Consider the following 21740-nt stretch of genomic DNA (forward strand, 5'->3'; position numbering starts at 1 on the left):
GTGACGGCGCTCGGTGACCGGCTGCGGGTTCCGGCGTTCGCCGGCCGGGCCGGTGTGGCCCGGCGCGACGTCACCCCGCCGCCCGGCATCCGGACCCGCAACTGGGGCCCGGCCGAGACCGATGTCGCCGACGGCGTGCACCGGCCGCTGACGCTGACCGCCCTGGCCCTCGCGGTGCACGAGGGGCCAGGCGGCGACGGCGGACCGATGCTGCTGCTGGCCGTCGACGCGACGTGGTGGCGGCGGGTGGACGACGAACGGCGGCTGCGGTTCGCGGTGCTCGACCGGCTCGGCCTGGACCCGGGCCGGCTGCTCATCGCGCTCTCCCACACGCACGCGGGACCGGTGCTGTGCGCGGCCGACGCCGACCTCGACGGCGGTGCGCTGGTCCCGGCGTACCTGGACCGGCTCGCGGCCGCGGCGGTGGACGCGGGCGCCGAGGCGATCGCCGCGCTGGCGCCCGCGGTTCTCGAGTGGACGGCCGGCCGCTGCACGCTCGCCACCGACCGTGAGCTGGACCTCGGCGGCCGGGCCGTGGTCGGGGCCAACCCCGCCGCCGCCGACGACACCGTCGTGGTCGGGCGGCTCACGGGCGCCGACGGTGTGCGCCGGACGCTCGCCACCGTGGTCAACTACGCGTGCCACCCGACCACCCTGGCCTGGCAGAACCGGCTGGTCTCACCGGACTACGTGGGCTCGATGCGCCGGCTCGTCGAGGCGGCCACCGGCGCGCCGTGCCTGTTCCTGCAGGGCGCCTCCGGGGAGCTGGCGCCCGCCGAGCAGTACACCGGCGACACCGAGGTGGCCGACCGGCACGGCCGCGCGCTCGGCCACGCCGTGCTGGCCGCACTCGACGGACTGCCGCCGCCCGGGACGGAGCTGGGGCTGGCCGAGCTGGTGGAGTCCGGCGCGCCGCTGGCGGTGTGGCGGCCGGTGCCGTCGTCGCCGTCGACGGAGCTGGCCGTCCGGCGGTCGGTCGCCGAGCTGGAGGTCCGGCCGCTGCCGACGATCGCCGAGCTGGCGGCCGAGTGGGCCGGCATCGACGAGCGCAGCCGGGACGAGCGCCTGCGCCGAGCCCGCCACCTGCGCGACGGCTACCTCGACGGCGGCGACGTCGTCGAGCACCCGGTCTGGGCCTGGCGGCTCGGCGACGCCCTGCTCGTCGCCCATCCGGGGGAGGCGTACTCGCAGCTGCAGCGCGGTCTGCGGGCCCGGTTCCCGGACCGGCCGGTCCTGGTCCTCAACCTCACCAACGGGCCCGGCTTCGTGTACTTGCCGACGCGCGAGGCGTACCGCCGCGGCGCGTACCAGTCGTGGCAGACGCCGCTGGCGGCCGGGTCGCTCGAGCGGCTGGAGGCGCACGCGGCCGGGCTGCTCGACGTGCTGCTGGAGGAGGGCGCATGAGCCGCAGCGTGGTGGTGACCGGCACCGGCATGGGCATCGGGCGCGCGATCGCCGACCGGCTCGCCGCCGACGGCTGGGTGGTGGTCGGGGTCGAACGGGACCCCGCCGCCGACGCCGGCTCCTGCGCCGACGTGGTCACCGGCGACACCGCCGAGCGCGGCACGCATGCCGAGGCGGCGCGGCGGGCCCTGGCGCTGGCCCCGCTGGGCGGCTGGGTCAACAACGCCGGCATCACCGAGCCGACCCCGCTGCACGCGCTCGACGAGGACGCCGTCCGCGCCGTGGTCGCGATCAACGGGCTCGGCTACCTCTGGGGCTGCGCTGCCGCCGTCGAGGCCTTCGCCGCGCAGGGGCGCCCGGGCGCGATCGTCAACATCGGCTCGATCCACGGCCGGGTCAGCTACCCGCAGCACGCCGCCTACGAGTTCACCAAGGGCGGCGTCGATGCGCTCACCCGCAGTGTCGCCGTCACCTACGGGCCGTACGGCGTCCGGGCCAACGCCGTCGCCCCGGGCGGCGTGCGCACGCCGCACCTGCAGGCGCACATCGCCGCCTCCGCCGACCCCGCGGCGACCGAGCGCGAGCTCGCCCAGGGCCCGCCGTTGCGCCGGATCGCCGAGCCGGGCGAGGTCGCCGCCGTGGTGGCGTTCCTGCTCTCCGACGACGCGTCGTACGTGAGCGGGCAGTCGGTCGCCGTCGACGGCGCCTGGACGGCGGCGTTCTCGAACCCGCCCGACGACCCGGAGCTGCGGCGGCTGTTCGCGACCGGCCGGTCAGACGTCCAGGACGAACCGGGCCGCGGGTGAGAGCCGGTCGTGGACCACCTTGCGGACGTACGCGGCCTGGTCGAGCTGCTGCGGCTCGTCGCGGCGGCTGTAGGACATGGTCAGGCCGCGCCGCGGTACGCCCGTGCGGTTCAGCGTGCCGCCGTGCCAGACGTGGGCGTTGAAGATGACGACGGTGCCGGCCTCGCCCAGCAGCAGCCGCTCGTCCGGGTGCGGCGCGGCCGCGTCGGGCAGGTCGTCGGCGGGCACGCGGCCCCACCGGTGCGAGCCCGGCACCACCCGGGTGGCGCCGTTGTCGGCGGTGAAGTCGTCGAGCAGCCACATCGAGTTGCAGATATGGAAGTCGCCGTCGGCCACCGGCCGGCCCCAGTCCGAGTGCAGGTTCTGGTGGCCCTCGCCCGGCAGCGCCGCGCGGAAGTTCAGCGAGTTCACCCGCACGTTCCCGACGACGTGGTGCGCGGCGGCGAGGACCGCGGGCTCGGTGAAGACGGACTCGAACACCTCGCCCTTGTTGATCAGGTCGGCCAGCATCGCGGCGCCCCGCTGCCCGCCCACCTCGTGGCCGGCCGCCGATCCCTCGGACTCCTGCAGCTCACCGATCCGCGCCCGCAGTGCGGCCAGCCGCTCGCCGGCGAACAGGCCGGGCAGTGCCAGGAAGCCGTCGGCATCGAGCCGGGCCCGCTGGTCATCGGTGAGCGCGTCGCTCGTCGCGCCCAGCTCGGCCAGCGCGGTGTGCAGCGCCGGCCGGTGGGTCGTGGCGGGTGTTGCGGTCATCGTGTGCACCTTCCAACAGTCGAGTGTGTCGCCACGGCCATTCGACTCCGGGCGACGCCACCGGCTCAATGCAGCGATCGACCCGGTGAGTGCACGGATCGACGCCTACGCCGTAGCATCCGGCGTCCATGAACGGTGAGACGGTCGAACGGTTCGCCGGGTCGGCGCTGAGCAGGGCCGAAGCGGCAGCCCGGCAGTGGCCGAGCCCGCAGCGGCCGATGTTCGTCTCGGCGGGCGCGTACTCGGCCCGGCGGCTGCAGCACGCGGCGCCGCACCGGTACGCCGTCTGGAAGCTGGCCTACTACCGCTCCGGCGCCATCGATGCACTGGTCGACGGCGTGAGCTACCCGATCACGGCCGGCACCGTGCTCGTGGTCCCGCCGCACGCCGACCACGCCGAGGTCGCGCACACCGCCTACTCGAACTACTTCGTCCTGGTGAACGCCCGGCCGGACTGGCCGTGGCCGCTGATCACGACCGACGACGGCGCGAACCGGCTCGGCGGCGTGTTCGCCGCCCTGGTGCGGGAGAAGTCGGCGCCGGACGAGCATGCCCTCGCGATGGTCGACGCGCTGGTCCAGCAGGTCGACATCGCCTTGCGACGCGACCATGCCCGGCGGCACGACTCGGCGGCCCGCACGATCGTCAACGCCGTCGACCAGTTGCTGGAGGAGCGGTACGCCGAGCAGGTGCGGCTCGACGCCGTCGCCCGCGACGTGGGGGTGTCCGGGTCGACGCTGCGCGCCTACTTCGCCGCCGAGCTGGGCATGTCGCCGCAGGCGCGGCTGCTGGAGATCCGCCTCCGGCACGCCGTGGCGCTGCTGCGCACGTCGGACCTGACGCTGGCCTCCGTCGCCGAGCGCTGCGGGTACCACTCGGCCAGCCACCTGAGCCGGCACGTCAAGGCCGCGCTGTCGTCCACGCCGGGGGAGATCCGCCGGCGGGGCCACCTGCTGCCCTGATCGTCGTGGCGGGGCAGCGGAGCGTGCAACGCCGGTGGCGGGCTGTGTATTGAGCCGATGATCCGGGCCACGGTGTGATGGCGGTCACGGAACACCGTTCCGCGTGTTCGCTCCGGCTCGGACCTGGAGGAAACGATGGCGACGTCGTCGCGGAAGCTGCTGCCCTACCTGTCCACGGCGGTGGCCGCGTTCCTGGCCGCGTCCGTCGTCGCGAACCCGGAACCGACGCCGGTCGCGCCCGAGGTGGCCGCCGTCGCTCCGTCGGGCGACGGCGCGGCGCCGAGCGCGATGGTCACCTCGATCGGCCCGACGTGGGGAATGGTCGGGTACGCGCCGGGTCACATCGCAGCTGTTCCGCAGCCGTTCGGCTACGACACCGTCGTGGACGGCGAGACCACGAAGCGCATCTTCCTGAGCTTCGGCGCCCAGCCGGACGTCTCCACCGCCGCGTCCGTGTTCTACACGGCGACGTCCGACGACGCCGGCCAGCGGTTCCTGACCTCCGAGCAGACGCCGTGGACCGCTCTGAACATGGTGCGGCTCGACGACGGCTCGTTCCTGTCGATCGAGTTCATCCCGGAGTGGATCGACACCACGCACGTGACCATCCGCACCTGGCGCTCGACCGACCAGGGCGAGACCTGGCAGCTGACCAGGGGCAGCTATACAGCGCCGAAGCCGATGGGCTACCTGCGGGTGTGGCGCGGGCCGATCCAGCTCGCGTCCGACGGGTCGGTCATCGTTCCCGCCTACACCGAGTACGCGAGCGACACCCGAGGCAGCAGCCTGATCCTGCAGACCCGCGACCAGGGCCGGACCTGGACGTTGCGCTCGACGATCATCCCGGCCACGACGGACTTCGGCACCAACGAGGTCGGCATGTCCTACACCACCGACGGCCGCCTGACCGCCGTGCTGCGGCCGGACAACGCTCCGCAGCCCTTCGACCTGCGGCAGGTCTTCTCCAGCAACGACGGCCTCACCTGGTCCGCGCCGCAGATCGTCACGGGGCCGGACGGACCGGCCGCCAGCATCAGCCCGGTGCTCGTGCTGCAGCCGAACGGCATGCTGCTGCTCAGCTACGGGCGCCCGGACAACCATTTGCTGGTCAGCACCGACGGCACCGGCCGGACCTGGGACCAGCACGCGTTCGTCTTCGGCAACGCGCCGGCGACCACCGGGCCGGCCGCCATCATGGGATCGAGCGGCAACACGGCCCTGACGAACGTCGAGTCGAACCGGTCGATCTTCTTCTACGACCGGTGCCACAGCAACAACCTGTGCAAGCCGTACAACGAGCAGTACAGCATCTGGGGCGCCTACGTCGACGCGGTCACGCCCGGCACCGGGAAGATCGACGTGGCGACGAAGCTGAACTCCGGCTCGGCAACGGTCAGCGGCAGCTTCGGCCCGGCCGACCCGGTCTACCCGGAGACCCGGCCGGAGGGCGCGTTCGACGGCAGTTCCGAACAGCACGCCGCGGCGGTGCTGCGCGCCGGCGCCGGTGCACCGTCGATGGTCCTGGAACTGGACCAGGCGTACTCGGTGAGCCGGATCGGGCTGATGCTCGGCAGCGGCGAGCCACGCAGTGCCACGGTCCAGCTCTCGATGGACGGCACGACCTGGTCGGCGCCGGTCGTCACCGCGAGCGGGACCCGCGACCGGGCGCTGCGGTACACCAACTTCACGGCGCAGCAGGTGCGGTACGTCCGGGTGACCGGGCCGGCGGGAACGGACACGCCTGTCACCGAGCTCGAGGTCTACGCCGCCGACGTCGACACCTTCGAGAACGACGCGGTCTTCGGCATCCCGCGCGGCTACACCGACGCGCTCAACGCCACCACCACCGACGTCGACCTGGCCGGCAGCGACAGCCGGCGCTCGTTGCGGCTCTTCGACAACTACACCGACCAGGTCGCGAAGATCACCAAGGTCACGCCGGACCGGAGCCGGCAGGTGACGACGTTCGATCTCGGGAGCTCGGAGTGGAACTACCGCGGGCAGTTCCTCTTCGACATCAAGGGCCGTTCCGGCACGACGCTCACCAACCGCTGGCACTTCATGCTGACCCCCGGCAGCCATCCCGCGCCGGGTGCCGGCGGCACACCGGGCGTCGCCACGCTCTCGGCGTGGAACGGGTCGAGCTGGATCGTGGTCGGCAGTCTCGCCCAGCCCATCGTGCCGCAGAGCTGGCGGCCGGTCACCGTCGACGCAACGCTGTCGAGCGCGACGGTGACGATCGCGGGCCAGTCGTTCACCACGAACGTCACCTTCCAGAGCGCGACCGCGCTGGCCGGCGTGGCGTTCACCTCGGCCGGCACCGCCGCGACCGGCAACACCTGGTTCATCGACGACGTCCGGATCACCGGCGGCTGACCTCGTGAAGTGGGAACACGTGCTCGACCTCGACATCGTCGACGCGCACCACCACCTGTGGGACCTGGCCCGGTCCTACCCGTGGCTGCAGGAGACGGCCGGTGAGCTGCAGGTACACGGCGACGATGCCGCGATCCGGCGCGACTACCTGGTCGACGACTTCCGGCGGGACGCCGAGCCGCTCCGGCTGGTCGCGTCGGTGCACGTCGACGCCGGCGCGGCCGACCCGCTGGAGGAGGCGCGCTGGCTGCAGCAGGTGGCGGACGAGTCCGGGTACCCGCAGGCGATCGTGGCCGGCGCCCGCCTGGATGCCGGCGACGTCGACGAGGTGCTGGACGAGCTGGCGGCGCTGCCGAACGTCCGCGGCGTCCGGCACATCCTGAACTGGCACCCCGACCCGGCCATGAGCTACACCGACCGGCCGGACCTGATCACCGACCCGGCCTGGCTGGCCGGCTTCGCCCGGCTGGCGCACCACGGGCTCTCGTTCGACCTGCAGGTGTACCCGGCGCAGCTCGCCGAGGCGGCGCAGCTGGCAGCCGGCCATCCGGACACGATGGTGGTGCTGAACCATGCCGGGATGCCGCTCGGCCGTGACCCGGACAGCCTGCTGGACTGGCGCCGCGGCCTCGACGCACTCGCCGCCCGGCCGAACACCGCGGTGAAGATCTCCGGCCTGGGCATGACCGACCACCGGTGGACCCTCGGCTCGCTGCGCCCGGTGGTGCTCGAGTGCATCGAGGCGTTCGGCGCGGACCGCGCGATGTTCGCCAGCAACTTCCCGGTCGACGGCCTGTACTCGACGTACGCCCAGCTCTACGACGCGTTCGACACGATCACGGCGGACTTCTCGGCCGGCGAGCGCGCCGCGCTCTTCGCCGGGACCGCCCGCCGGGTCTACGGCCTGGCCGACCGGGCAGCGCCGGCGTGAGCCCGCTGACGGTCAGGGCGGTCCGGGCGTACCTGCCCGACGCCGGCGGCGGCGCCGACTACCACGACCAGCCGGCCGGGCACTGGATCGACGACCACATCGCCAGCCCGATGGCGAAGTACGCGGAGTACCGCGCCAGCCGGCAGTCGTTCGGGCTGCACCTGCTCGGCACGGTGGTGGTCGAGGTGGAGGCGTCCGACGGCACCGTCGGGTTCGCGCCCACCACCGGCGGCGAGCCGGCCGCGTGGATCGTCGAGAACCACCTGGCGAAGCTCGTCGAGGGTGCGCCGGTGACCGAGCTGGAGCGGATCTGGGACCGGATGTTCCTGTCGACGCTGCACTACGGCCGCAAGGGCCTGGCGCTGAACGCGATCAGCGGCGTCGACCTGGCGCTGTGGGACCTGGCCGGGAAGCTCCGTGGCGAGCCGGTGCACGCGCTGCTCGGCGGCGCGGTCCGCGACGAGCTGGTCTTCTACGCCACCGGTCCGCGCCCCGACGTCGCCCGCGACCTGGGCTTCATCGGCGGGAAGGTGCCGCTGCGGCACGGCCCGGCCGAGGGCGAGGCCGGCATCGCCCGCACCGTCGCCGCGCTGGCGCAGCTGCGCGACGCCGTCGGCCCGGAGTTCTGGCTGATGCTCGACTGCTGGATGTCGCTGGACGTCCGTCACGCCGCCCGGCTGGCGCACGCGCTGGACGCCGTCGGGCTGCGCTGGCTGGAGGAGCCGCTGTTGCCGGACGACTACTGGGGGCACGCCGCGCTGCGCAAGCGGCTGCCGGCCGGCATGCTGCTGAGCAGCGGCGAGCACGAGGCGACGCGGTACGGCTTCCGGCTGCTGCTCGAGCTGGGCGCCGTCGACATCCTGCAGCCCGACGTCGGCTGGTGCGGCGGGCTGACCGAGCTGCTGAAGATCTCCGCGCTGGCCGACGCGCACGGCGCGCTGGTCGTGCCGCACGGATCGAGCGTGTACTCGTACCACTTCGTCGCGACCCGCCACAACAGCCCGTTCGCCGAGTTCCTGATGATGCATCCGGACGGCACCGAGGTGGTGCCGATGTTCCGGCCGCTGCTCCTGGACGAGCCGGTGCCGCGTGGTGGGCGGCTGGCGGTGTCGGAGCTGGACCGGCCCGGGTTCGGCGTGCGGCTGGACCCGTCGTGCGAGCTGCGCCGCCCGTACCGCCGCCCCTCGCCGTGACCGTCGGGATCTGCGGGATCAGTGGATGGCGAGGTCGTCGATCAGGAAGGTCATGCCGTAGGCGATCGGATCGCCGGTGGTGAACGTGACGCCGGACAGCACGTCCGCCGGTGCTGCGGTCGTGGTCGTGGTGAACGCCTGCCCGCCGATCGTCACGGTCGCCTCGTCGGCGGAGGTGTCCACCGAGATCGGCACCCAGGTGTTCAGCGCGATCGGGGTGGTGAGCCGGCCCAGCGCCGTCCACGCCGACCCGTCGCTGACCTCCAGGGTCTGCGCCGGTTGCGCGGTGGTCCCCGGCACCAGCCGGAACCGCCACGGCTGGGTCGCCTGGTCGCCGTCGCGGCCGTTGACGGCGAACGTGAACGGACCGCGATAGTCGTTGGTGGCGAAGCTGAACGAGGTCATCTGGTGGTCGGCGTCCGGGGTGACGGTGGTCGCGACGGCGTTGTCGTCCAGGAACTTGTCCCACAGCCGCAGCGCCGACGAGCTGTCCGAGCCGCCGAGCTCCTGGTCGGAGACCGTGGTGTTCTTGGAGTCGACGAAGCCGCGCGGGATGCCGTACAGGGGGTCGTTCTCGAACGTGTCGACGCCGGCCGCGTAGAGCTCCAGCTCGGTGACCGGCGTCGTCACGCCGGCCGCACCGGTCACCCTGACGTAGCGGGCCTGCTGCGGCTCGATGTCGGTGTAGCGCATGGCGTGGTCGCGCGTGCCCTCGGCCACGACCACCGGCTCGGACCACGTGGTGCCATCGACGGAGAGCGACACCGTGGCATCGAGCGGCTGCCCGGAGCCGAGCATGAGGCCGATCCGGTCCAGGGCGTATTCGCGGTCCAGCTCGATCGTCATAGAGGGCGCGCCGCGCCGGGCCTCGAGGACGGCCGCCGCGTGCGGCCGGGAGCTGCCGTCGAAGGCGCCTTCGGGCCGCTGCTCCGGGAACCGGAGGTTGGGACGCTTGACGAACGTGCCGGTCACGCTCGCCGTCCCGTTGTGGATCTTCGTCTCCAGGTCGATCCTCCCGGTGCCCGGCGTCACGGCGTGGACGTAGGAGGCGAAGACGCCGTACTGCTCGTCGTAGGCCTTGCACCCCCAGACGTGGCAGTAGTCGCCGATGTAGACGGTGCGGTCGGAGTCGACGTTGACCAGGCTGGTATTGCCGCTGCTGCCGTCGTACCGCCCGTTGCCGGTCTCGGACGGGTACTTCACCAGCACCGACTGCTCCTCGTCCCACGTGCGTCCGGTGCCGTCGCGGCTGACATAGAGGCGGTCGTCCGGCCGGCCGGTGCTCAGCAGCAGGACGCCGTTGGGCTGCAGCACGACGCCCGGGTAGATGCCGACCACCTGCTGGCCGTCCGGTCCGAGCAGGGGCACCGCGGGCGTCCAGGTGACGCCGTCGTCGGCCGACCGGCTCACCCGCAGCCGCGGCGGGCTCTCCGCGGTGCGCAGGACGGCGATGAGGTCGCCCTCGGTGGTGTAGGACCAGCCGACCTCGTTGGTGCCGGGCGCCGTCGCCGGGATCTGGCCGCGCTGGGTCCAGCTGGCCCCGCCGTCGGTGGACTGCAGGATGATGCTCGACCCCGGCTCGCCCCGGTAGGCGGTGTAGGCCGGCTGCACGATGGTGCCGTCGGCCAGCAGCATGGGCTCGCGGTGCACCCGCAGGCCGCGGTTCATCGGGCCCAGCACCTTGCCGGGCGGGGGAGTGAACGGCGCTCGCGACACCTGCCAGGTGGCGCCGTCGTCGCGCGACCGCCGGACCAGCAGGTTCACCGCCGTCTGGGTGCTGTCGGTCCACTCCGGGATGAAGTCGACCGACAGCAACGAGCCGTCCTCGAGCCGGATCATGTTGAGCGCGCTGACCGGCGCGTTGCGCTCCGTGATGAGGAACGAGACGGCCGAGTCCAGCGACGTCGACAGGTTGAGCACCTGGTCGGCGCCGGCGACGTCGTCGTTCGCCCCGGTGGTGACGAGCACCTTCTGCTCGGTGACGCCGGCGACGACGGTGTCCATCGCGAACGTCGACGGCACGGCCGCGCGCGGCCCAGGACCCCAGTTGAGCACGTTCCACTCCGGGCCGACCCCGACGGAGTACGCGTCAGGGTCGGGTCCGTCGCCGGCCGGCAGCGGGTTCTCCGCGCCGGACGGCAGGTCGGCAGCACGATCGACGTCGCCGCCGTCCGGCCCGAGGTTGGTGGCGAGCAGAACGACCGCGGCCGTGAATCCGACGAGGCCGCTGACGACGTTGGACAGCCGGTTGCGAGTGGGACGTGGCATCGCGCTCTCCTGGGGGTCCGTGCCTGGACGCGTGCGGTCAGTCGACGTCGGTGGTGTTGTAGCGCAGCGCGATGGCGGCGTTGCGGTCGGTGTCGTAGACGACGGTGACCAGCCGCGTCGTACCGATGGCGGCCGTGCCCGGATAGCCGGAGTCCCAGTTCGAACCCGGGTTGTAGAGCACGTGCTTCGGCGTGTTGCCCCACAGCACGTCGGTGCGCCGCAGCGCGATCATCGTCGGCCGGTTCGTCGGCGACGTGTTCGCGTTCGGCTGGCTCCACAGCGTCGGCACCAGGTTCGTGCCCGGGATGAACTCGACCTCCGGCCCGTGCATCGGCACGCCCAGCGAGGTCGGCGCCGTCCACGTCGTCATGTACGTGTTGTCGTAGGAGTCGCTCTGCACGCCGGCGGTGCTGGCGCCCGACGTCGACGCGGTCCTGATGATCGCGCGGACGTGGCCGGGCTCGATCTCGGTGATGGCCGGCTCCTGGTAGTTCACCGACGCGCTGCTGGCGATGGTCTTCTGCCGGCCGGTCACCCGTCCGTCCCAGGTCACGCCGCCGTCGACGCTGGCCACAACGATCGAGGCGTGCGTGCTGGCCCCGTTGGGCGTGCCGTAGAGCGGGATCAGCAGCTGGCCGTTGGACATCTCGGCGATCTTGGCGCTGTTGATCGGCCGCGGCATGGTCGACGAGAACACCTGCACCGGCGCCGAGAACGCGGCGTTGTCGGCGTCGCGCCGCTTCACCTGCGTCTGCACGAACCCGCCGGTGGTGCCGTCGGCCACGAAGTACGACAGCAGCAGCCGGCCGCTGCGCAGCGTGGTCAGCGACGGGTCGCGGTAGTCGTAGTCCTCGAGGTCGGCGACGATGAACGGCGTGGCCTGCTGCCAGGTGGCGCCGCCGTCGCGGCTGCGCATCATCCGCAGCTGGCTGGGCTGCTGTGAGTGGGCGCTGGACCAGCGGTAGACCATCAGCAGGTCGTCCGCGTCGCCGTGCGGGTCGCGGGTCAGGTCGGGGAAGTACGCCCGGCAGGTGGTGCCGAGCACGGGGTCGCCGCACGGGCCGCCGGGCACCGCCACCGACTGCACGATCGCGGCCGGCGCCAGGTCGCGCGGGGCCTTGACCGTGGTTGGGCCGGCGGTGGCCGGGAGCCCGGCGAGGACGACCGCGAGGATCGCCGCCAGTCCGGCGACGAGCGAGAGGGACCTGCGTGGATCGAGTCGTGTCATGACCGCACCTCCGACGCCGAGTCAGTGGCACGAGGAAACCCAAAACGGCATTCCATGTCAATGGCCTGGAAGGTTCGCGATGCGGCTCTTGACATGGAATGACCTTCTGTGTCTGCTGTCAGGCATCGACTCCTGGAGGCAGCCCATGCGCGTGTCCCGGCCGCTCCTGCTCACCGCGGGCGTCACCCTCGCTGGCGTCGCCGCCGCGCTGATCCCCGCCACCGCACCGTCGGCCCGCGACGTCGACGTCCCGACCGACGGTGGCGACCCGGACGGCTACGTCGTCGCCCAGCACGACCCCGGCACCGTGTACGAGCCGCCGCCCGGCGTCATCGGCGGCAACGCGCTGGTCGAGGCGTTCGACGCGGTCGACGCCGACGGCCTGCCGGTGCGCCGGGTGCAGCTGACCTGGCAGTCGAACGAGGACGTCGCGTCGGCCGACAGCGCGGCATCGATGATCCACTCCGACGACGGCGGCTACACGTTCCCGAGCGGTGTCAACGCCGAGACCGGCGCCGGCTGGTTCTCCAAGCTGCGCGACGGGTCGATCATCGGCGTCGAGTTCATCCCGAGCCGCGTGGTCGACGCGCACACCGTCGAGCTGATCGCCCGCCGCTCCACCGACGACGGCCGCACGTGGAGGGACCTGCCGTCGACCTTCACCACCGACCTCACGTTCGATCCGTCGAAGTTCGACCGCGGCATCCGCGTGCACCGCGACATCTTCTACGCCGCCGACGGCGCGCTGCTGATGACCTACTACACGACCTACGCCGGCGACCCGGGCTACCGCACCGAGCTCGCGCGCAGCACCGACGGCGGCGCGACCTGGCACCGGTACGCGACGGTCGCGTCGTTCACCGACGGACTGTGGATGGGCGAGTCCGGCATCGAGCGGGCCGCGAACGGCGACCTCGTCGCCGTCCACCGCACCGGCACACCCGGCGGCGCGAACATCGGCCCGCTCTACACGAACCGGTCCAGCGACGACGGCCGCACCTGGTCGCGCCCGGAGCCGCTGGAGATCACGACGGCGTCCGGTGAGCCCGCGCCGACGACCGGCGTCATGCCCGTGCTGCGGCTGCTGCCCAACGGGATCATGACGCTGACGTTCGGCCGCCCGGACAACTGGCTCGCCATCTCACCCGACGGCCTCGGCCGCGGCTTCGAGCAGGCGCAGACGACGTACGTGAACCACCCGCGGGTCAACCAGGCGTTCCAGCGCAACCACGGCTCGTCCGGCAACGGCGCGCACGCGGTGGTGGCCGCGAACCGCGTGCTGGTCGTCGGCGACAACTGCGCGCCCAGCTGGGGCTGCCCCGAGACAGACGCCGGGTTCACCGTGGACGGCGAGTACCGCGTCTGGAAGAAGTTCGTCGACGTCGTGCGGCCCAACGTCGGCAGGATCGACCTGCTCGGCAAGGTCGAGGCCGGCACCGTCACCGTCGACACGACCATGACGCACACGACCCCGCGGCTGCCCGAGACCGGCCCGCGCGGCGCCATCGACGGCAGCACCGACTGGGCGTCGGCGGCGGTGTTCCGATCCGTGCGCGGCGAAGGCGTCTACACGGTGAACCTGGACCGCGAGTACACGCTGAACCAGGTCGGGCTGGCGCTGCAGTACGGCGCGCCGGGCGCCGCCCGCGTCGAGGTGTCGGCCGACGGCTCCACCTGGACCGAAGTGGTCGACACCGGCACGACCACGTCGTACACGCAGACCTACTACCCGGTGCCGGACGTCCGGGCCCGGCAGGTCCGGGTGACCGTCGCCGACACCGACCCGCAGGGCCCGGAGTTCCTCGGCGAGCTCGAGCTCTACTCCACCGTCGACTCGTTCGAGAACGAACCTGGAGGCCAGGTGCCGCGCGGCTACACCGACGCGATCGGCGCCACCGTCACCGACTTCGACGTCGACGACTCCCGCCACGTCCTGCGGCTGGCCGACGCCTGGACCGACAAGATCGCGACCGCGCGGTGGCTGTCGGATGCGGCGGACGAGCAGACGCTGGCGTTCCGGGTGAACTCCATCGGCTACGCGCGCGGGTTCGCCTTCACCTCGCTGGGCTCGACGAACGACGCGTCGAACGTGCCCGCGTACCACCTCAACATCGGCGCCGACGGCAGCATCGGCTGGTACTCCTACGAGACCAGCAGCTGGACGAAGATCGCGCCGGCCGGCACCGCACCCCAGCGGGTCTGGCACGAGCTGCGAGTCGAGGCCACCCTCGACGGCGCCGAGGTCCTCCTGGGCGGCCGGTCGCTCGGCACGGTCCGCCCGTCGACGCCGGGCCTCACCGCGCTGACCGGCCACCAGTTCTCCTCCAGCGGCACGGCCAGCCAGTACGACCACTTCCTTATCGACGACGTGGAGCAGTCCTGAGACGACGCTGCCCGAACAGCTCGGCGAGGTGGACGCCGCGCCGTCCCGCGAGCTGCTCGGCCTGGGTGCGGCAGGAGAACCCGTCGGCGAGGAGGACGGCGTCGGGGTCGGCTCGTAGTGCGGGTACGAGGCCGTTCTCGGCGACCGCGACCGAGACGTCGTAGTGCCCGGCCTCCATGCCGAAGTTGCCGGCCAGGCCGCAGCAGCCGGTGATGGTGGTGACCTCGGCGCCTGACCGGCGCAGCACGCGCAGATCGGCGTCGTTGCCGGCGGTGGCGTGCTGGTGGCAGTGCGGCTGGGCCACGACGGTCGCGCCCGTCAGGTCCGGCGGCGTCCACCCGGCGGCGTCGTCGAGCAGCTCGGCGAGCGTGTGCGTCGCCGCTTCGACCGCGTGCGAGCGGGGGTCGTCGCCGAGCAGCTCGACGAGGTCGCTGCGCAGCACCGCGGTGCAGGACGGCTCCACGCCGACAATCGGGGTGCCGGCCCGCGCATACGGCTCGAACGCGGCCAGCAACCGGCGCAGCCGCGCCTTGGCCTGGTCGAGCTGGCCGGTGCTGATCCAGGTGAGCGCGCAGCAGATGTCCCCGGCGGACACCGTGACGGCGTACCCGGCGTCGGTGAGCACCCGGATGACGGCGTGGGCGACGTCCGGGGCGAAGGCGTTGGTGAACGAGTCGACCCACACCAGCACCGGTCCCCGGCGTCCGGCCGTCGCCGGTGCGGCCCGGCGGCGGTGCTGGCGGTGGAACGGGCTGGCGAAGCGGGGGAGGTCGCGGCGTGGGTCCAGGCCGCCCAGTCGCAGCAGCGCACGTCGCAGTGGCCGGACCGACAGGACCGCGTTGACCAGACGGGGCGCCCGCCCGGCCAGGCGCGCCCAGGCCGGTAGCCGGCCGAGCAGGTAGTGGCTGCGCGGCCGGAGCCGGCGGCGGTAGCTGCGATAGAGCACCCCGGCCTTGTAGGTGGCGATGTCGATGCCGGTGGGGCAGTCCGACCGGCAGGCCTTGCAGGACAGGCACAGGTCCAGCGACTCGCGCACCTCGGCCGCCCCGAAGCCGCCGGGCAGCGAGCCGGCGGCCAGCTCCTGCAGGACCCGGGCCCGGCCCCGGGTGGAGTCCTTCTCGTCGCGGGTGGCCAGGTACGACGGGCACATGAACTCGCCGGACGACGACAGGTCGGCGCGGCACTTGCCGACTCCGACGCAGCGGTGCACGGCGGTGGTGAGGTCGCCGCCGTCCGCGGCGAAGGCGAACCCGCCGGCGGCCGGCAGCGGACGGGCCGCCGGGCGGCGCAGGTCCGCGTCGACGGGGGCCGGCCGCACGACGACGCCCGGGTTGAGCAGCCCGGGCGGGTCGAGCAGGCCCTTGAACCGCTCGAACAGCCCGATCGCGGCCGGCGAGTACATCAACGGCAGCAGCTCGCCGCGGGCCCGGCCGTCGCCGTGCTCGCCGGACAGCGACCCGCCGTGCGCGGCGACCAGCCGGGCGGCGTCGGTGAGGAACGGACGCAGCCGCCGCGGCGCGTCGACCAGCGGCAGGTCGAGGCGGACGTGCACGCAGCCGTCGCCGAAATGCCCGTACAGCAGCCCGTCGAGACCGTGCTCGGCCAGCAGCGCGTCGAAGTCGCGCAGGTACGCGCCGAGCCGCTCCGGCGGGACCGCGGCGTCCTCCCAGCCGGGCCAGGCCTGCGCGCCGGTGGCGGTGCGTCCGGCCAGGCCGGCGCTGTCCTCGCGGATCCGCCACAACGCCGCCGCCTCCGGCCCGGCCGTCAGCACCGTGCTGTCCGACGGATCGGCGTCGGCGACCAGGGCAGCCGCGGCGGCCAGCGCGGCGGCGTCATCGTCCCCGCCGGCCTCCACCAGCAGCCAGGCCGCGCCCGACGGCAGCGGCGGCACCCGGGCCGAACCGTGCTGGCGCCGCACGGCGTCGACCAGCCGGGCGTCCAGGCCCTCCACCGCCAGCGGCCGGTGCGCCAGTAGGGCGGGGACGGCATCGGCGGCGGCCGGCATGTCCGGGTAGCCGAGCACCACCAGCGCCCGCGCGGGCGTGACCGGGAACAGCCGGACCCGGGCGCCGAGCAGCAGCCCGCACGTCCCCTCCGTCCCGACCAGCGCCTTGGCCAGGTCGTGTCCCCGCTCCGGCAGCAGGTGCTCGAGCGAATAGCCGGAGACCTGGCGGGCGAACCGGCCCAGCTCGGTCCGCAGCACCGCCAGCTGCGAGCCGACCAGGTCGGCCAGGCCCTCCACCGGGTCCAGCCCGCGACCGGCGGCGAACCGGCGCCCGGCGCCGTCCAGCCAGTCCAGCTCGACGACGTTGGCGGCGGTGCTGCCGTACGCGACGGCATGCGGGCCGCAGGCGTTGTTGCCGATCATCCCGCCGATGGTGCAGCGGGCCTGCGTGGACGGATCGGGCCCGAACCGCAGGCCGTGCGGCGCGCCCGCGGCCTGCAGCGACGCCAGGACGACCCCCGGCTGCACCAGCGCCGTCGCGGCCGCCGGATCGAGCTCCAGCACCCGGTCCAGGTGCCGGGAGAAGTCCACGACGATGCCCGGCCCGACGGCGTTGCCGGCCACCGACGTGCCGCCACCCCGCGCGGTCAGCGGCACCCCGGACTCCCGGGCCACCTCGGCCACCGCCAGGATCTCGTCGACGTGCCGCGGGAACACCACCACCCGCGGCGGCACCCGGTAGTTCGACGCGTCCGAGGAGTACTCCGCCAGCCGCCGCGACGACGCGTCCACCCCGCCCGGAACGGCCCGTTCCAGCCGGCGGACGAGGTCGCTCACCGCCGTCCCAATTCGAGCTCCGCCGTGGGGATCAGGTTGAGCAGCGGCTCGCCCGCGAGATGACGGGCGAGGTTGCGGCCGAACAGCTCCCAGAGCCGGGGGCGGAAGTACGTGCTGCCGGTGGACCCGGAGATGTGCGGCGTGACCACGACGTTCGGGAGGTCCCAGGTCGGGTCGGCGGGGTCCAGCGGCGAGCGGTAGTGGGTGTCGAGGGCGGCGCCGGCGATCGCACCCGAGACCAGCGCGTCGCGCAGCGCCGGCTCGTCGACGACCTGCGCCCGCGCCGGGTTGAGCAGCACCGCGTGCGACGGCAGCGCCGCCAGTGCCGCGGCGTCGACCAGCCCTTGCGTCGACGACGTCGACGGCGTCGCGACCACCAGGTAGTCGAGGCCGGCGTAGAAGTCGGCGCGCTGGTCGAAGCCGAACGCGCGGTCCGGCTCCGGCCAGTCGGACTCCGGCCGGTCGAACGGGTCGAACCGGCCGGTCCGCGGCCCGGGGGCGGAGCGGGTCAGCGTCCAGATCTCCAGGCCCGCCAGCCGGGCCAGCCGGGCGGCCTCCTGGCCGACGTTGCCGTAGCCGACGAAACCCACTCGTGAACCGCGCAGCTCCGCCTGGAACGCGGCGTCGCGGTTCCACCGCCGGGCCCGCTGCTCGGCGAGCATCGTCGGGAAGCGACGCCGGAACGTGAGCATCATCAACAGGCACCACTCGGCGATCGGCACGTCGTTGACGCCGCTGGCGTTGGTCACCGCGACGTCCGGCCGCAGCGGCTGCCCGGCCAGCTGGGCGTAGCCGGCCGACCCCAGCTGCAGCCAGCGCAGCGCCGTCAGGTCCTCGACGCCGGCGGGGCACTGGTCGGCGAACAGGACGGTCGCGGTGCGGGCCAGCTCGTCCGGCAGCCGGTCGCCGGCCCCGTACGGCGCGACGATGTCGATGCGCGCGCCGCCGGCGAGGTCGCGCACGCGGCGCAGGCCGTCGTCGTCGACCGGCTGCGCCACCACGAGGTGCTCGGCCATAGTCAGCTCCTCATGTGTCGCGCCGGGCACATCCTGCATGTCCAGCCCTCCATCGGTGACGGGCCGACGACTCGTGGGAGCCTCCGGCCCCCAGTCGCCGCCGGCGTGCCCGGCACTCCACGGGTCAGCTCCGCAGCTGCTTGCCCGGCACGCTGGAGAACTCCTCCATGCCGGGCTGGAACGGGAAGCGGTCCTTGAGCTCGTCGGTGAGCGTCACGCCCAGCCCGGGCGCCTCGGGCCGCAGGACGTGGCCGTCCTCGATGACGAGGTTGTCGCCCCAGAGCAGCGTGTGCAGCTCACCGGCGTCCGGCGGGATCTCGACGATCAGCGTCGCCGGCGACGCGAACGCCGCGTGCAGGTTCTGCATGACGCCGCCACCGGCGCTCCAGGCGTGCGAGGCGACCATCGCGCCGCGCTCGGCGGCCAGCCGGCCGACGTCGGCGAACTCGGACAGCCCCAGCCAGGACGCGTCCGGCTGGGCGACCGCGAACGCGTCGCGACTCATCCACAGCAGGAACTCGTCGTAGCTGCTCAGCTGCTCGCCGCCGGCCACCGGGACCGGCGACACCCGGGTCAGCTCGGCGTACTGGTCCGGGTCGCGGTAGGGCAGCGGCTCCTCGAAGAACGTCAGGTCGTACGGCCCGAGCGCGGTGAGCACGGCCGTCGCGGTCTGCAGGTCCCAGCGGGCCTGGCCGCTGCGGTGGCCCATGTGGCCGTCGAGCATGATGCCGACGTCCTTGCCGGCGTGGGCGCGCAGCAGCTCCAGCTTGTCCACCTCGACCTGCGCCGCGCCGTCCGGGCCGCCCGGCGCCTCGACCGGGCGCCGCTCGTCCATGTCCAGGTAGCCCGACGCGACCTTCACCGCGGTGAAGCCGAGCTCGAGATAGCGGTCGACCTTGCGCTTCAGCTGGTCCGGCGGCCACGGCGACGGGCCGCCGGTGGCGTAGGCGAGCAGCCGGTCGTGCCGGGCGCCGCCGAGCAACTGATGGACGGGGGCGCCTTCGGCCTTGCCGGCCAGGTCCCACAGCGCCGCCTCGACCCCGGACAGGATCGCGGCGCCGACGCCGACCCGCGCGAAGTAGGCCAGGCTCTGCCGCATCCGGGTGGTGAGCACGCGCGGGTCGGTGGTGTCGGCGCCGACGAGGATCGGCCGGACGTAGTCGACCACCGGGCCGATCAGTTCGGGCGCGAAGTACCCCGCGTACGTCTCGCCGACGCCTGTCAGTCCCGCGTCGGTGCGGACCTCGACGAACCCGGCCGTCCGGGTCCGCTTCGCGAAGGTGATCCACGGATCGTTGCTCGACGGCCCGGTGAGCAGGACCGTGCCGACCTCGGTGATGCGCATGCCGCCATCTGATATGGAATCCGGTGCCATGTCAAGACCGGAACCGGCGCCGCGCTGACCGCCTTCAGTGCAGCCGGGCCGCCTCGTCGCCCTTGACATGGAACCAGCTTCCATGAATTCTCGTCCCCACCTTCCGCGATATCCGGTTCGACGAACAGGAGTGTCGATGGGCGAGATCACGTTCTCCCGGCGCGCGGGGCTGGTCGGAGCGGCAGCCGGTGGGCTGTCGCTGGCCGGTGCCGGCGCCCTCACCGCAACGACAGCGTCGGCGGCGTCGGCGGCGGAGGTGCACTGGACGGACGACCTGGACGAGCTGACGCTCTTCGCGTTCGACCAGGTGTCCATCCCGTCGGTGCAGAACCTCAAGCTGGAGATGCGCGACCCGGTCAAGCACCCGGCGAACCCGGTCGTCCCGCGCGGCGGGCCCGGCGACCCGGACTCGTGGGCGGTGCAGTTCTACGGCTCGGTCATCAAGGTCGGCGACACCTACCGCATGTGGTACTGCGCCGTCAGCGCCGAGGAGCGCGAGCAGCACACCGGCAGCACGTCCGCCCTCTGGCGGGTGGCGTACGCCGAGAGCACCGACGGCGTCACCTGGGTCAAGCCGAGCCTCGGCCTGGTCGAGTTCCAGGGCGGCACGGACAACAACCTGGTGCGGCTCGACCCGGCGATCGGCGTGCTCAACCTCAAGGTCCTGTACGAGCCTGATGACCACCCCAGCCGCCGGTACAAGCTGGGCTGCCACGTCTACTGGCAGAACAAGGGCAACCGGCACGGGACGCTCGCGGTCTACGCCAGCCCGGACGGCCTGAATTGGACCTCGCTGACCGACATCGCGCCGGTCGATGCCGAGATGGTTCCCGACGAGTTGCTGCTGCCGGCGCTGCACGCGGAACCGGTCGGCGGACTGTACAAGTGGAAGGGCACCTACTACGCGTCCGGCCAGAACGCCAACCCGTCGATCCGGCCGCACCACGGGCGTGTCGCCCGGGCGTGGGAGTCCGGCGATTTCGGCCACTGGCAGCAGACCAGCACCGTGGCGTGGGTCCGGCACCAGCAGCACACCCTCCTCGGCCCCGGTCGCAGCCTCGACGGCGAGCAGCATCACGAGGGCATCAGCGTGTGGAACCGCGGCAACATCCTGCTCGGCGTGGTGGGGCAGTGGCACGGCGACATGAGCTGGCAGAACGTCACCATCGACCTGGGCTTCCTGGTCAGCAACGACGGACTGCACTTCCGCGAGCCGGCGCACGAGTGGACGTTCATCCCGCGGGGTGGCGACGGCCCACCGCCCGAGCTCGTCGTGAACGCGTCGTTCGAGACGCTCGACGGTGACGGCTGGCCGGCGCCGTGGATCCTCGACGCCAACCGGGCGCAGACCGCGGCGGCGAGCACCGAGCGGGCCCGCACGGGCACCACCAGCCTGCGGGTCGAGAACGTCAGCGGCACGTCGGTCGGGGTCCGGACGCCGAAGCTGCCGGCCGAGGAAGGCGTGGAGTACACCGCCAAGGTGTGGACACTCACCGAGAGCGGCACACCGGCTCAGCTCTTCCTGGAGTTCTTCGACGCCGGCGGCCGGCGGCTCGTGAACCACTTCGTCCAGCCCGATGCCTCCCCCGACTGGCAGGAAGTGATGCTGGCCGCCGTCGCGCCGGCCGGTACGGTGACACTCAACGTGGCGGTGTACGGCGCAACTGCGGCCACCGGGGTGTCGTTCCACGACGACGTCAGCGTCAGCTGGCCCGGCTCCGGCGAGGGCGAGGCGGAGTGGGACCGGGGCGGCGTCATCCAGGGCCAGGGCTTCGAGAACATCGGCGACGAGACGTTCGTCTACTACGGCGCCTGGGACCCGCGGGTGAACATCCCCGGCGTCCCGCTGCCGCCGCGCGGTGGTGTCGGCATCGCCGTCCTGCCGAAGGACCGCTTCGGCGACCTGATGGTCGATCTCCGGGCCGAGGGCGACGGTGACTACCAGATCCCAGAGGTGACCAGCGAGTTCATCACGGCGACGATCGTGCTGGGCGCACGGCACCGGCGGCCGCGGTTCCACGTCAACGCTGAGGGCCTGGGCGACGGCGCGACGCTCCGGTTCGAGCTGCTGGAGCACGACTTCACCCCGATCCCGGGCTACTCCGGCGCCGATGCGGCGATTGTCAGCACCGACGGGTTCCGCACGCCGCTCTCGTGGGGCCGCGGCCGGCTGCCCGAGAGGATCCGCATCCGCGGCTACTTCGACGGCGAGCAGAACACGAACATCAAGCTCAGCGCGATCTACGTCGACTGAGGGCGGTGA

Annotated in this window: 14 protein-coding genes; 8 read left to right on the top strand and 6 right to left on the bottom strand. The window is 73.0% G+C overall.

Going from position 1 to position 21740, the window contains the following annotated elements:
* Together BLV05_RS14740 and BLV05_RS14745 are read left to right on the top strand one after the other, a co-directional pair.
* Nucleotides 1-1404, top strand: a complete 1404-nt coding sequence (locus BLV05_RS14740) for a hypothetical protein (RefSeq protein WP_197683656.1) — start codon at nucleotides 1-3, stop codon at nucleotides 1402-1404.
* Entirely contained in the window at nucleotides 1401-2210 is an 810-nt protein-coding gene (locus BLV05_RS14745; RefSeq protein ID WP_046767320.1) for an SDR family NAD(P)-dependent oxidoreductase, read from the top strand. Before BLV05_RS14740 ends, BLV05_RS14745 begins: the two co-directional genes overlap by 4 nt.
* On the opposite strand, the gene BLV05_RS14750 is transcribed toward BLV05_RS14745, so the two are convergent.
* The gene (locus BLV05_RS14750) at nucleotides 2178-2963 is read right to left on the bottom strand and encodes a phytanoyl-CoA dioxygenase family protein (RefSeq protein WP_052762203.1); all 786 of its coding nucleotides are present in this window, start codon (nucleotides 2961-2963) and stop codon (nucleotides 2178-2180) included. The two genes, BLV05_RS14745 and BLV05_RS14750, sit on opposite strands and share 33 nt — an antisense overlap.
* A gap of 128 nt (nucleotides 2964-3091) precedes the next feature.
* Between BLV05_RS14750 and BLV05_RS14755 the strand changes: the two genes are divergently transcribed.
* From BLV05_RS14755 to rhmD, 4 genes are all read left to right on the top strand, one after another.
* Nucleotides 3092-3925, top strand: a complete 834-nt coding sequence (locus BLV05_RS14755) for a helix-turn-helix transcriptional regulator (RefSeq protein WP_052762202.1) — start codon at nucleotides 3092-3094, stop codon at nucleotides 3923-3925.
* 135 nt (nucleotides 3926-4060) lie between these two features.
* Nucleotides 4061-6301, top strand: coding sequence for a sialidase family protein (locus BLV05_RS14760; RefSeq protein ID WP_046767319.1), 2241 nt, complete (start codon nucleotides 4061-4063; stop codon nucleotides 6299-6301).
* A 4-nt stretch (nucleotides 6302-6305) separates the two neighbouring features.
* On the top strand, nucleotides 6306-7232 hold the full coding sequence (locus BLV05_RS14765) for an amidohydrolase family protein (protein ID WP_197683657.1): 927 nt from the start codon (nucleotides 6306-6308) through the stop codon (nucleotides 7230-7232).
* Complete coding sequence (rhmD, locus tag BLV05_RS14770) at nucleotides 7229-8425, top strand: L-rhamnonate dehydratase (protein WP_046767318.1); 1197 nt, start codon at nucleotides 7229-7231, stop codon at nucleotides 8423-8425. Before BLV05_RS14765 ends, rhmD begins: the two co-directional genes overlap by 4 nt.
* 18 nt (nucleotides 8426-8443) lie before the next feature.
* Here the strand turns inward: rhmD and BLV05_RS14775 are convergent, their stop codons facing one another.
* Both BLV05_RS14775 and BLV05_RS14780 read right to left on the bottom strand, forming a co-directional pair.
* A complete protein-coding gene (locus tag BLV05_RS14775) occupies nucleotides 8444-10693 on the bottom strand; it encodes an exo-alpha-sialidase (RefSeq protein ID WP_046767317.1) in 2250 nt (749 codons plus the stop codon).
* A gap of 37 nt (nucleotides 10694-10730) precedes the next feature.
* Nucleotides 10731-11921, bottom strand: coding sequence for a sialidase family protein (locus BLV05_RS14780; protein WP_046767316.1), 1191 nt, complete (start codon nucleotides 11919-11921; stop codon nucleotides 10731-10733).
* A 145-nt stretch (nucleotides 11922-12066) separates the two neighbouring features.
* On the opposite strand from BLV05_RS14780, the gene BLV05_RS14785 reads away from it, so the two are divergent.
* Nucleotides 12067-14304: a discoidin domain-containing protein gene (locus BLV05_RS14785; protein WP_046767315.1), complete on the top strand. Its 2238-nt coding sequence runs from the start codon at nucleotides 12067-12069 to the stop codon at nucleotides 14302-14304.
* On the opposite strand, the gene BLV05_RS14790 is transcribed toward BLV05_RS14785, so the two are convergent.
* The 3 genes from BLV05_RS14790 to BLV05_RS14800 all read right to left on the bottom strand — a co-directional run bounded on the left by BLV05_RS14790 (nucleotide 14279) and on the right by BLV05_RS14800 (nucleotide 19447).
* Nucleotides 14279-17086 (bottom strand): FAD-binding and (Fe-S)-binding domain-containing protein, encoded by a 2808-nt coding sequence (locus BLV05_RS14790; protein ID WP_197683658.1) that lies wholly within the window; start codon nucleotides 17084-17086, stop codon nucleotides 14279-14281. The two genes, BLV05_RS14785 and BLV05_RS14790, sit on opposite strands and share 26 nt — an antisense overlap.
* Complete coding sequence (locus BLV05_RS14795; protein ID WP_082155003.1) at nucleotides 17083-18102, bottom strand: NAD(P)-dependent oxidoreductase; 1020 nt, start codon at nucleotides 18100-18102, stop codon at nucleotides 17083-17085. The genes BLV05_RS14790 and BLV05_RS14795 overlap by 4 nt, the downstream gene beginning before the upstream one ends.
* A gap of 124 nt (nucleotides 18103-18226) precedes the next feature.
* The gene (locus BLV05_RS14800) at nucleotides 18227-19447 is read right to left on the bottom strand and encodes a mandelate racemase/muconate lactonizing enzyme family protein (protein ID WP_046767314.1); all 1221 of its coding nucleotides are present in this window, start codon (nucleotides 19445-19447) and stop codon (nucleotides 18227-18229) included.
* 166 nt (nucleotides 19448-19613) lie between these two features.
* On the opposite strand from BLV05_RS14800, the gene BLV05_RS14805 reads away from it, so the two are divergent.
* Nucleotides 19614-21731 carry a hypothetical protein gene (locus BLV05_RS14805; RefSeq protein ID WP_046767313.1) on the top strand — a complete coding sequence of 706 codons (2118 nt, stop codon included), beginning with the start codon at nucleotides 19614-19616 and terminating at the stop codon, nucleotides 21729-21731.
* The last annotated feature ends 9 nt before the right edge of the window (nucleotides 21732-21740 follow it).

This window comes from Jiangella alkaliphila (assembly GCF_900105925.1).
In the GTDB taxonomy this organism is placed as follows: Bacteria; Actinomycetota; Actinomycetes; order Jiangellales; family Jiangellaceae; genus Jiangella; species Jiangella alkaliphila.

What these genes read in the sequence shown, in the direction of transcription:
- BLV05_RS14745 (WP_046767320.1), top strand. Translation starts at nt 1,401, where the DNA reads ATGAGCCGCAGCGTGGTGGTGACCGGCACCGGCATGGGCATCGGGCGC.
- BLV05_RS14750 (WP_052762203.1), bottom strand. Translation starts at nt 2,963, where the DNA reads ATGACCGCAACACCCGCCACGACCCACCGGCCGGCGCTGCACACCGCG.
- BLV05_RS14755 (WP_052762202.1), top strand. Translation starts at nt 3,092, where the DNA reads ATGAACGGTGAGACGGTCGAACGGTTCGCCGGGTCGGCGCTGAGCAGG.
- BLV05_RS14760 (WP_046767319.1), top strand. Translation starts at nt 4,061, where the DNA reads ATGGCGACGTCGTCGCGGAAGCTGCTGCCCTACCTGTCCACGGCGGTG.
- BLV05_RS14775 (WP_046767317.1), bottom strand. Translation starts at nt 10,693, where the DNA reads ATGCCACGTCCCACTCGCAACCGGCTGTCCAACGTCGTCAGCGGCCTC.
- BLV05_RS14780 (WP_046767316.1), bottom strand. Translation starts at nt 11,921, where the DNA reads ATGACACGACTCGATCCACGCAGGTCCCTCTCGCTCGTCGCCGGACTG.
- BLV05_RS14785 (WP_046767315.1), top strand. Translation starts at nt 12,067, where the DNA reads ATGCGCGTGTCCCGGCCGCTCCTGCTCACCGCGGGCGTCACCCTCGCT.
- BLV05_RS14795 (WP_082155003.1), bottom strand. Translation starts at nt 18,102, where the DNA reads ATGGCCGAGCACCTCGTGGTGGCGCAGCCGGTCGACGACGACGGCCTG.
- BLV05_RS14800 (WP_046767314.1), bottom strand. Translation starts at nt 19,447, where the DNA reads ATGCGCATCACCGAGGTCGGCACGGTCCTGCTCACCGGGCCGTCGAGC.
- BLV05_RS14805 (WP_046767313.1), top strand. Translation starts at nt 19,614, where the DNA reads ATGGGCGAGATCACGTTCTCCCGGCGCGCGGGGCTGGTCGGAGCGGCA.